At 59.2% G+C, this 5,299-nt stretch carries 5 protein-coding genes and 1 pseudogene; 5 read left to right on the forward strand and 1 reads right to left on the reverse strand.

Features of this window, described 5'->3' with window-relative positions:
- A pseudogene (locus tag NW815_RS09020) lies at nucleotides 1-362 on the forward strand (hypothetical protein); the annotation flags it as partial.
- Nucleotides 363-1,622, forward strand: coding sequence for a precorrin-6y C5,15-methyltransferase (decarboxylating) subunit CbiE (gene cbiE / locus NW815_RS09025; RefSeq protein ID WP_414343955.1), 1,260 nt, complete (start codon nucleotides 363-365; stop codon nucleotides 1,620-1,622).
- 46 nt (nucleotides 1,623-1,668) lie between these two features.
- On the opposite strand, the gene NW815_RS09030 is transcribed toward cbiE, so the two are convergent.
- Nucleotides 1,669-2,271 carry an NYN domain-containing protein gene (locus tag NW815_RS09030; protein ID WP_011431895.1) on the reverse strand — a complete coding sequence of 201 codons (603 nt, stop codon included), beginning with the start codon at nucleotides 2,269-2,271 and terminating at the stop codon, nucleotides 1,669-1,671.
- Between the two features lie 303 nt (nucleotides 2,272-2,574).
- Here NW815_RS09030 and sfsA point away from each other — a divergent pair, with 303 nt between their 5' ends.
- The 3 genes from sfsA to xth form a co-directional block, all read left to right on the forward strand.
- Nucleotides 2,575-3,294 (forward strand): DNA/RNA nuclease SfsA, encoded by a 720-nt coding sequence (gene sfsA / locus NW815_RS09035; RefSeq protein WP_414388563.1) that lies wholly within the window; start codon nucleotides 2,575-2,577, stop codon nucleotides 3,292-3,294.
- Between the two features lie 98 nt (nucleotides 3,295-3,392).
- Nucleotides 3,393-4,652: a GTP cyclohydrolase II gene (locus NW815_RS09040; RefSeq protein ID WP_414388565.1), complete on the forward strand. Its 1,260-nt coding sequence runs from the start codon at nucleotides 3,393-3,395 to the stop codon at nucleotides 4,650-4,652.
- Between the two features lie 12 nt (nucleotides 4,653-4,664).
- A partial coding sequence (xth, locus tag NW815_RS09045) for an exodeoxyribonuclease III (protein ID WP_414415928.1) occupies nucleotides 4,665-5,299 on the forward strand: 635 nt, incomplete at its 3' end.

Below are 5,299 nucleotides of genomic sequence, written 5' to 3' on the forward strand. Positions count from 1 at the left end.
AGGCCCAGATGGCCGAAATGCGGGCCGAGCGGCAGGCTATGGAAGCCCAACTCCAGACCGAAATCCAGGAGATCAGGGCGTTGATCCAACAGAACCAGGAGCGGATTCGACAGAACGAAGAGCGGGGAGACGAGCTGGAGGTGGCCATACAGGAGTGCCGCCGAGATATGCAGGCTGGGTTTGCCGAACTGAGGGAAGCGCAAGCCATGATGATGGAGCAATTTCGGGAGCGCGATGGCCGCCTGATCGAGGCTCAACTCAGCTTTATTCGGGAGATGCGGGAAATGCAACGGGAAGTGGCGGAGCTGCGACTGGATTTTCTCAATCACATGCGCCAATACCACCCACCTGTCGAACGTTAAATGGCTACGGCAGCACCTGGGCGGTCACCTCAGCTTGCGGTCGTAGGGGTAGCGGGGGATGGCTCTGTGGCTTCCTGGGGGATCCCCCCCCTTTCCCAAGCCAGGGTTTTGGCAGGAGCCCCTCATCTGCTCCGGCACTTTACCGATCATCCGGCCCGCAAGATCCCGCTCACCGGGCCGGTGGAAAGTTGGATCCCGCTTTTGCAGCAGGAGATGGCTCAGGGATCCCTAGTTTTGTTGGCCAGCGGGGATCCGCTTTTTTTCGGGATCGGGCGGCTGTTGACGGAGTATTTCCCAGCGGAGCGGTTGGCCTTCTATCCGCAGGTGAGCTCGGTGCAGCTGGCCCTGAACCGCCTGCAGATCCCCTGGCAGGAGGCGACCATCCTCAGCCTGCACGGGCGGGGAGTGGAGCGGTTGGAAGCCGTTCTCAAGCAGGGATCCCCTGTGATCGTGGTGCTCACCGATCCGGAGCATACACCGACCGTCTTGGCCCAGTTCATTGCCGACCTGCGGCTGCCGGTGCGTTACCAAGCCTGGGTCTGTAGTCAACTGGGATCCCCTCAAGAACAGGTCGTGCCCCTCCAAGAAGGGGAAGACGCCGTTTTCCCCAGCCCCAACGTTGTGGTGCTGCGACGAGTAGAGCCGGAGCCAGATCCCCATCGCTGGCCTTTGGTCGGGATCCCGGACGACCAGTTCTACACCTTTCCCGACCAGCCCGGCTTGATCACCAAGCAGCCCATCCGCCTGCTCACCTTGGGATCCCTGCAGCTCCCCCAGGAGGGCGTGGTGTGGGACATCGGTGCCGGCACCGGCTCGGTGGCCATCGAAATAGCCCGCCTCTCTTCTCGGCTCCAGGTCTATGCTGTCGAGCGCAACGCCATGGGCATCTGTCTGATTCGGCGCAACCGGCAACGCTTTGGACTGGAGAACCTGCAGGTGATCCCGGGGGCAGCCCCCCAAGTGTTGGCCGACCTGCCAGATCCGGATCGGGTGGTGCTGGGCGGCGGCGGCAAAGGGATCCGCGACCTGCTGCCGGTGGTGGAAGCCCGCCTGCGGCCTGGAGGGATCTTAGTGGCCAACTTCGCTACCCTAGAAACCTGCAGCGAAGCCCTGCAATGGCTGCGTTCTCGGGGCTGGCAAGTTCGAGTAGATCACGTTCAGATCTCCCGCTCTGCCGTCCTGGCCGAGGGCACCCGCTTTGCCCCCCTGAACCCGGTTTACCTGCTGCAAGGGATCCCTTCAAATTGGAAAGCCCAGTAAGCCCCCCGTTGCTCTGCTTTCCCTTCTCCCTGTGGGGGAGGGAAAGTTATCCCTCGTCCTCCTCATCGGCGGTGAACCCCGGTCGGTACAGGTAGGCGGAGGAGGGACGGTTGGTCTTCTTGATTTGGTCTTTGATGGATTCCAGGTCGATGTAGCGATCCGCCAAGTTGATCAGTTGATCGCTGGTCATGGAACGCAAGCTGACCACCTCCACTCGTGCCCCTTGGTAGCTAACGGCATTGACCGCATAGGCCAAGTCTCCATCGCCGCTCACCAGCACAGCCGTCTCATACCAGCGCACCAGCGACAGCATATCCACGGCAATTTCCACATCCAGGTTGGCTCTCTTGGATCCATCGGGCAACTGGGTTAGCTCTTTGGTAACCACGCGGTAGCCATTGCGGCGCATCCAGAGCAAAAACCCCTGCTGCTTTTCGTTGTTGCGATCGACGCCGGTGTAGAAAAAAGAGCGCAAAAGGGGCGACCTACCACTCAGCGTCTTCAGCAGGCGGGTGTAGTCGATCTCAATGCCCAGTTGCAGAGCGGCATAGAACAGATTGGATCCGTCGATGAATATGGCCACACGCCCACGGTTGTCCTGCAAGGAATCCCCAGGCTGAAAACTGGGATCAGGATCAAGACGCAGCATTCGGGTTTTCTTCTCCAAGTTTTGACAAAAGGGCAGAAAAAACGAGGTGTTAAATGGGTTTAATCGCCAATACAGCTCTTTCCGGCAGCACCGACTACAGATAATGCAGACGCATCTCTTGTGCGATAGGGATCTTACTGCTTCCCAGAGTGATCTGCAGAATTCCCATGAAGTCGGAAAGAGCTGTAAGAGGGTGCCCCAAGCCCTGGGACACATGATTTACCCTAGCGCAGGAGAGACGATCCCCGGAGAAGATTTCCAAAATCCTAAAGAAAAATACCTACGAAAGGAGAGGCTTTGGGGATGGAGTGCGGGGATGGGCCGGTACCTTACCGCTTTTCGAGCCCCTTGCACAGAGGGGTGCTGCGCAGCCGCTACAAGCGGTTTTTGGCCGATGTGGAGCTGGAAAACGGGCAACAGATCATCGCCCATTGCCCCAACACAGGGCCGATGAGTGGGGTCTGTCAGGTGGGGGCACCTGTGTACCTCTCCCATCACCCAGAGCCGAAACGGAAACTGGCCTACACCTGGGAGATGATCCAGGTGGATGGAGTATGGGTGGGGATCAACACTAGCTTGCCCAATCGCCTGGTGGAATGGGGGCTGGAGCGAGGGTGGTTTCCCCAGTTGGCAGGGTTTTCTCGCCGGCAACGGGAGGTGACCTGCGGCAGGAGCAAAATCGACTTTCTGCTGACAGGAGACTCTGGCTCGGCCTATTTGGAGGTGAAGAATACCACCTGGGCCAAGGGATCCCGTGCGCTGTTTCCCGATACGGTGACCACTCGCGGCCAAAAACACCTGGAAGATCTGATCCAGATCCGCCAACAGGGGCAGCGGGCTCTGCTGCTGTACTGGATCAATCGCGCCGATTGCACCGAGTTTGCCCCCGGCGAAGAACGGGATCCCCGCTATGCCCGTCTGTTTCGTGAGGCCCTGCAAGCCGGAGTGGAGATGTTGCCCTATCGGGTCGAGGTTTCGCCGACAGGGATCCGACCCTTGGGTTTGGCCAAAATCGTTGTCTAAGCACCCCAAAAGAAGGGGCAAGCTCTCTGGAAACGGCTGGGGATCGCCTATAATTCTGTTTTCTCCAGATTCTTCCATTTTCCAGGCATTTGAGGACCATGAGCGAACCTTCCTCCCGTCCTCATCACATTGTTCTCACCTCCCATCCCTCCCCTTATGGGACGCAAGCCCAGCCGATTCGCTGGGGATCCTTGGATCCACTGCAGCGGGGGCCGGTGGTGGGTAGCCTGACCAATCTTGCCCATCGCAATGTCATCGGCACCCATGCGGGAGCCTACGCTGTCTATCGGGCATTGGCTGTGGCCAGTGGCTCTTTGCAGGCGGATCACCGCGCCGATTTAACCAATACTGCCCCGGTGGTGTCGATTGGCCCTCACCCAAGCTGGGGAGATCCAGACCGGATTGTGTCTTTGGATCCCTGGGGAGCAGTTGTGGGAGAAGTCTTTGCCCCCCTCTATGCCCAGGGCTACGATATTCGCCCTACTATTGCCATTACTCAGGCCCACATCCACATGCCAGAACTGCAGGAGGCGGTCAACAAAGGGCGGTTACGGGTGGATGGCCGGATCCTCAAAGACAACGGCAGCCTGGTGGTCACCAAAGCCGCAATCGAGCCGGTCTGGTACCTGCCGGGGATCGCCAAACGATTGCAGGTGAGCGAAAGCCTGCTGCGCCGCACCCTCTTCGAGCAAACGGGAGGCATGTTTCCAGAATTGGTGACCCGTCCAGACCTATCGGTGTTTTTGCCGCCCATCGGTGGCCAGACGGTGTACATCATCGGGCAAGTGGCCGCCATCACCGACCCGGCTTTGCCCCTGGCGGTGCGGGTTCACGACGAATGCAATGGTTCCGATGTGTTTGGCTCGGATATTTGCACCTGCCGCCCCTACCTGGTGCATGGCATTGAGGAATGCGTTAAGACGGCCCAGGCCGGTGGAGCTGGGGTGATTGTGTACCTGCGCAAAGAAGGCCGCGCCTTGGGGGAGGTGACCAAATTTTTGGTCTACAACGCCCGCAAGCGCCAGGAAGGAGGGGATCGGGCTGATGCCTACTTCGCCCGTACCGAGTGTGTGGCAGGGGTGCAAGACATCCGGTTTCAGGAGTTGATGCCGGATGTGCTCCATTGGCTGGGCATAACCCGAATCGATCGCCTGGTTTCCATGAGCGACCTCAAGTATCGAGCCATCACCAACTCCGGCATTGAGGTTCTGCAGCGGGTGCCCATCCCAGAAGAGCTGATCCCGGCGGATGCCCGTGTGGAGATCGAGGCCAAAAAAGCTGCCGGCTACTACACCGAGGGGGAGGTGCTGGATGCGGAGCGGCTGGCCCAAATCCGAGGAAGAGCCTTGGTGGAGTGAGCGGGATCCCTCATGCAAGTGGCTACCTGGAATGTCAACTCCATTCGCACCCGGCTGCCTCAGGTTTTGGCTTGGCTGGACAGCCAGGGATCCCTGGATGTGCTCTGCCTGCAGGAGACTAAGGTGGTGGATGAAGACTTTCCCCGGGCGGCCTTTCAGGAGCGGGGCTTTCATGTGGAGGTCTACGGGCAAAAGTCCTACAACGGTGTGGCTCTGATCAGCCGGGATCCCCCGGAAAAAGTGGAACGGGGGTTTGGTGCGCTGTTGCCTTCGGCGGCAGATTTGGACGAGCAAAAGCGGCTGATGAGCGCCATCTACCGCGGGATCCGTATCCTCAACCTTTATGTGCCCAACGGTGCTGAGGTGGGATCGGAAAAATATGCCTACAAATTGCGTTGGCTGGCCACACTGAAGGATTACCTCGCGGTTGCCCTGAGCCAAGGGGATCCCATCTTGCTCTGCGGGGACTTCAACATTGCCCCGGAAGATCGGGATATTTACGATCCCCAAAAAGCGGGAGAAATCATGGCTTCCGAACCGGAGCGACAAGCCCTGCGGGAGATCCTGGCTTTAGGGTTTGAAGATGCGTTTCGCAGGTTCACCCCAGATCCCGGCCATTTTAGCTGGTGGGACTATCGCTCGGGGGG

It is taken from the genome of Synechococcus sp. R6-7 (genome assembly GCF_047461695.1).
Lineage (GTDB): Bacteria > Cyanobacteriota > Cyanobacteriia > Thermostichales > Thermostichaceae > Thermostichus.

Excerpts from the sequence above, each read along its gene's own strand:
- cbiE (WP_414343955.1), top strand. The coding sequence starts at position 363 with ATGGCTACGGCAGCACCTGGGCGGTCACCTCAGCTTGCGGTCGTAGGG.
- NW815_RS09030 (WP_011431895.1), bottom strand. The coding sequence starts at position 2,271 with ATGCTGCGTCTTGATCCTGATCCCAGTTTTCAGCCTGGGGATTCCTTG.
- sfsA (WP_414388563.1), top strand. The coding sequence starts at position 2,575 with ATGGAGTGCGGGGATGGGCCGGTACCTTACCGCTTTTCGAGCCCCTTG.
- NW815_RS09040 (WP_414388565.1), top strand. The coding sequence starts at position 3,393 with ATGAGCGAACCTTCCTCCCGTCCTCATCACATTGTTCTCACCTCCCAT.